Annotated in this window: 5 protein-coding genes; 3 read left to right on the top strand and 2 right to left on the bottom strand. The window is 47.5% G+C overall.

The features are described from left to right. A partial coding sequence (locus AC1DUA_RS22655) for a phosphatidylglycerophosphatase A (RefSeq protein ID WP_477501925.1) occupies window positions 1-846 on the bottom strand: 846 nt, incomplete at its 3' end. Between the two features lie 274 nt (window positions 847-1120). On the opposite strand from AC1DUA_RS22655, the gene AC1DUA_RS22660 reads away from it, so the two are divergent. The 3 genes from AC1DUA_RS22660 (at window position 1121) to AC1DUA_RS22670 (ending at window position 3742) form a co-directional block, all read left to right on the top strand. After that, window positions 1121-2170 (top strand): GerMN domain-containing protein, encoded by a 1050-nt coding sequence (locus tag AC1DUA_RS22660; RefSeq protein WP_477501926.1) that lies wholly within the window; start codon window positions 1121-1123, stop codon window positions 2168-2170. Between the two features lie 179 nt (window positions 2171-2349). Beyond that, window positions 2350-3108 (top strand): ribonuclease PH, encoded by a 759-nt coding sequence (gene rph, locus AC1DUA_RS22665; protein ID WP_477501927.1) that lies wholly within the window; start codon window positions 2350-2352, stop codon window positions 3106-3108. Then, window positions 3092-3742, top strand: coding sequence for an XTP/dITP diphosphatase (locus AC1DUA_RS22670; protein ID WP_477501928.1), 651 nt, complete (start codon window positions 3092-3094; stop codon window positions 3740-3742). Before rph ends, AC1DUA_RS22670 begins: the two co-directional genes overlap by 17 nt. Window positions 3743-3787: 45 nt before the next feature. Here AC1DUA_RS22670 and asnB read toward each other — a convergent pair. After that, window positions 3788-5067: asparagine synthase (glutamine-hydrolyzing) (asnB, locus tag AC1DUA_RS22675; RefSeq protein ID WP_477501929.1), on the bottom strand; the 1280-nt coding region annotated here is incomplete at its 5' end.

Genomic DNA, 5067 nt, shown 5'->3' on the forward strand with positions numbered 1-5067 from the left:
ATCGCTGTCCAGCTCTTTGATAATCCCGATCTTCTCTTTGTCCAAGTACCCAAAATTCGTAAGCGCAATAGTTCCATACATCAAAGGAACGGCAGTTGCGATGCTTTCATCCACTCCGAAAAGCCCTTCATCTTGCCCGACAATATGATTATATTGTGGATTGAATTCGCCGGCTTCGACGGCGGTGTCTATTTTGATCGCCAGCTGCAGCGCATGGAAGGTCTGCTGTTTGCGCAGCACAGCAATAATGTGTTCTTCGCATAGACTGCGTTCCATGTCTGGATTGTAGGGACGTTGAAGGGTATCCAGTATTTCCACCATATCTTCAAGCTGGACACCTCTCTCAGCCAGCAGCGCGAGATTGCGTTCCGAATAATCGACTTTTACATTTTCCGAAATGATCACACTGGCAGTTGAAGCTACAATCGCGCAAATTCCTTTTGAAATAAAAGATTTAGGACGTTTTGTCGGAAAGAAAAAGCGGAATTTACAGTCCACAAAACCAAATAGTGAAGCTGCGCCACTGCCGTACAAGCCACAGATGGACATGGCAATGGTGCGATGCACGTTGTAGGCAGGATCTTTCATGCTGGCTAGCAGCTCGGAGTCATGTTTAACCTTTTTTTGCAGCTCCATGAGTGTAGTCATCACGTTATAAGTCTCTGTTTTGCTCAAAACACCTAATAAAGTCGTGGTGATCATCTCATAAGGGATTTTTTTGATGCCTTTGATTTCCACGAGCAGGCGGGCAACAGCCTCTTCTATGACGGCTTGCGGATAGTGACTGAAAACTTCATCCCGGAATTCGTTGAAAATGAGCGTTTTATCTTTGAGGAATGTTCTCATCTGTGCGCCTCCAGTTAGATCATTATCTGTCTATTTTTACAAGTATAGCATATCAAGGTAGGATGCCGAAAAGGCAGGTATTCATTAGAAAAAGGGTGGAGGCTTCTCTGAAATTACTTTTTTGAGCATGTGGACAAAAAGTAGTTATAAATCGGACAAAGCCCCGTATACATAATAATACGAAAATGCAATGTACAGGCCATGCCCAAAAGTAAATATGCGGCAGACGCTTCAGAAGAGGCTTCTGCGAAAACTCGAAGGAGGAAATAAGCAAATGAAACATCAACATTGGATTCGTTCAGCCGCTATCGCGGGGGTGATTGCCTTGCTGACCACAGGATGTTCGGTCCTGGGCACTGGGAAGAAAGCTGACATTGATGCACCTCCGACCACGGGTGCGGAAGCTGACGTTAAGACGACATCAGCTGCGGTCACGATCGATATGATCGACGATAATTCATCCCAAATGACGGTGTATGTGAAGGATGCCAAAGGCTTCGTCGCTCCGCTCAGTCTGGGATTGCCGAAATCGGTGTCGGTTGCGAAGACGACGCTTGAGTACATGGTGGATGGCGGTCCGGTTTCAAGCTTGCTCCCATCTGGGTTTCAGGCTTTGCTACCGAAAGGAACGAAAGTCATTAGCTTAAATGTCACATCAGACAAACGCGCCATCGTAGATTTCTCAAAAGAGTTCCTAACGTATGATCAGCAAAATGAAAGAAAAATATTAGAAGCTATCACTTGGAATTTGACGAGTTTCCCAACGGTAGAGAAAGTGCAGCTACGTGTTGATGGTAAGGATCTCAAAGAAATGCCAAAGGGCAAAACACCGCTTGATAGTCCGTTGGCGCGTTCCATGGGGATCAACCTCGAGAAAGCAGAGGATGCGGAATTCGGGCAGTCCACGCCGGTTACGCTCTACTTCCTTAATCAAAACGATCAAGACTACAAATATTATGTACCTGTGACAAGACTGGTCAAAAGAACGGATAATATAGCTAAAGCCGTTGTCGATCAGCTGATAAAAGGGCCTGATCAGAAGAAAGGGCTAGCAAGCGTTCTGAACGCCGCAACGGAAGTGAAGAGCATTAACCCGGCTGATRCCTTGATTACGGTTGACTTCTCGAATAAGCTGCTTGGCGCTGATCAGAAAGCGCCTGAAGATGCTCTGAAGTCGGTTATTCTTTCGTTGACGGAGAATACAGGCTTTAAGCAAGTTCAGATCAAAGTGGATGGCGCTGTGAAATTTACCTCTTCGGATAGCACTCAGAACTATACGAAGCCAGTAGCGAGGCCTGCTCATATTAATCCGACCAAGTTATAATCAGCTTGCGTTGCTCCATATACCTCTATGCAAAAGAAATTTTGCATAGAGGTTTTCTCATCCTTTTGATCAGCCGAGCATCATTGTTCTTGATGAGGGTGCTTTTCTTCGGCTACTTTGTTACAATGGGGCGAGAGTATTTAGCTTCCCTTGGAAGCGACAGGAGGAGAACACGATTTATGCGAATTGGCGGAAGAACGAATGAAGAATTGCGTCCAATGAAAATAACCCCCCATTATATAAAACATGCTGAAGGCTCGGTGCTAATTGAGGTCGGGGATACGAAAGTAATTTGCACGGCAACGGTTGAAGAGCGAGTGCCGCCTTTTATGAAAGGACAAGGCAAAGGCTGGGTAACCGCGGAATATTCCATGCTGCCTCGCGCCACTCAAGTTAGAAATCAACGGGAAGCTGCCAAAGGCAAGCTTGGCGGGCGGACGATGGAGATTCAGCGTTTGATCGGACGGGCGCTTCGTTCCGTAGTTAACTTAGAAGCTTTGGGCGAGAGATCCATTACATTGGACTGCGATGTTATTCAAGCAGATGGAGGTACTCGTACCACTTCGATTACCGGAGCATTCGTAGCCATGGCTTTTGCTATCAACAAACTGGCGACAGATAAAAATTTGGCGAAGTTTCCGATTAACGACTTCTTGGCTTCTGTTTCTGTTGGCGTCATCGGTCAAACACCTCGTCTGGATCTGAATTATGAAGAGGATTCACAGGCTAAGGTGGATATGAACGTAGTGATGACAGGGCAAGGACAATTTGTAGAAATCCAAGGAACGGGTGAAGATTCTCCTTTTTCACGCAAGGAATTGGATGAACTTCTTGCTCTTGCAGAAACTGGGATTCATACGATGATTGAAGAGCAGTCCAAAGTACTTGGCCCTATAGCGGATCGTATTCGGGGTGTACAACATGCGGCTACGAAGTAATATCGTTGTGATTGCAACCCGCAATGAAGGGAAAGTCAAGGAGTTTGAGAGTCTTTTTGGCTCCAAAGGGTACAAAGTCCGCAGCTTGGCTGATTATACGGACCTTCCGGAAATCGTCGAAAGCGGCAAGACGTTTGCGGAGAATGCGCGGATCAAAGCGCAAATTATTTCCGCGCATCTTCATGTTCCTGTGCTTGCAGATGACTCAGGCTTGTGTGTGAAAGCGCTAGGTGGTGATCCTGGCGTTTATTCGGCCAGATATGCCGGAGACAACGCAACAGATGCAGCCAACAATAACAAACTGCTTCAAGCTTTGAGCGAGTCTGCGCCGGCGGATGGTTTGCCTATGGAAGCTGGACATCCGAAGTTTTTGAGTGAGGCTGCCTTTGTTTGTGCACTTGCGCTTATCGACCCAGTGGCGAATGAAATCATTGAAGCCGAGGGATCTTGTCCGGGTTACATTATAGGGGAACAACGCGGCGAAAGTGGCTTCGGCTACGATCCGCTGTTTTACGTTCCTTCTCTGGGAAGAACAATGGCGGAGCTGACGGTGGAAGAGAAGAATGGCATCAGTCATCGGGCCAAAGCTTTACGTTTGTTCCTGGATAGGCTTCCTGATCTTAACGAATCCTAAAGAAAAGACCTGCTTCCACATCAGTGGACAGCAGGTCTTTTTATATTAACGGATTGATATTTTATAGTTTCGCAACCACATATCCACTTGTGCCAAATACGCGAACATCTGAGGTCCCGTCATCAACTGGCCGAACCACGGTAGATCGAAATCGTTCGTGTCGGAGCTGGCGAGTGCACGTATTTTTTTCACATCAATGAAGGGCAGCAGGGGTGAGCTGGGGTCATCCAAAATTTCCAACACCCATTTACGAACAGCTGTTAAGTAATTAGGATTGTGTGTTTTTGGATACGGGCTTTTCTTGCGGGTTAAGACATCATCAGGTAAAACGCCTTTTAGCGCTTTTCGTAAAATGCCTTTTTCCCGATCTCCCGATGTTTTAATTTCCCATGGAATATTCCAGACATACTCAACGAGACGGTGATCGCAGAAAGGAACACGGACCTCAAGTCCGACAGCCATGCTCATGCGATCCTTGCGATCGAGCAGAGTTGGCATGAACCGGGTGATATTGAGGTAGGACATTTCCCGCATCCGGTTTTGCTGCTGTGTTTCTCCTGCCAGCCGCGGTACTTCACTTAAGGCCTGCTGATACCGATTGCTGACGTATTCAACTGGCTTAATCCAATCGATCAAGTCAGGTGCCAGCAGATCGACCCGGTTAGGCAATTTAAGCGACCAAGGGAACGTATTGGCAGAGAGGGCTTCCTCGTTGTGGAACCAAGGATACCCGCCAAAGATCTCATCTGCAGCTTCCCCCGAGATGGCGACCGTGGCTTCCTTTTTGATTTCACGGCAAAACAAATAAAGGGATCCGTCAACATCGGCCATCCCCGGCGAATCCCGGGCAAAAACGGCTGTTTTCAGGGATTCCACTAGTTCAGGCGTGTCGAATTCAATATAATGGTGCTCGGTACCAAGATGCTCAGTCATCCGCTTAATCCAAGGAGCATCGGAGTTAGGCTGGAATAGGTTGGCTTTGAAGTGCTTATCATTATCTTTGTAATCTACTGAGAAAGTGTGCAGAGCGCCTTTTCCGCTTTCCTTGTAATGCTCCGCGGCAAGTGAAGTTAATGCGCTGGAGTCAAGCCCTCCAGATAACAGAGTACAGATGGGTACATCGGAGACAAGCTGCCGCTGGGCCGTGTCACTCAGCAGCTGCTGGACCTGAAGCGCCGTAGCCGCAACATCATCCGGATGAGGGTGGCTTTCCAGCTTCCAGTAGGTTCTGATGGATAAGCCATTGCGGTCAAAAACAGCGCATTGTCCAGGCTTCAGCTCTGACATATTGCGGTAGATGCCATGTCCAGGCGTGCGCGCAGGAC

It is taken from the genome of Paenibacillus sp. 01T422 (assembly GCF_056398785.1).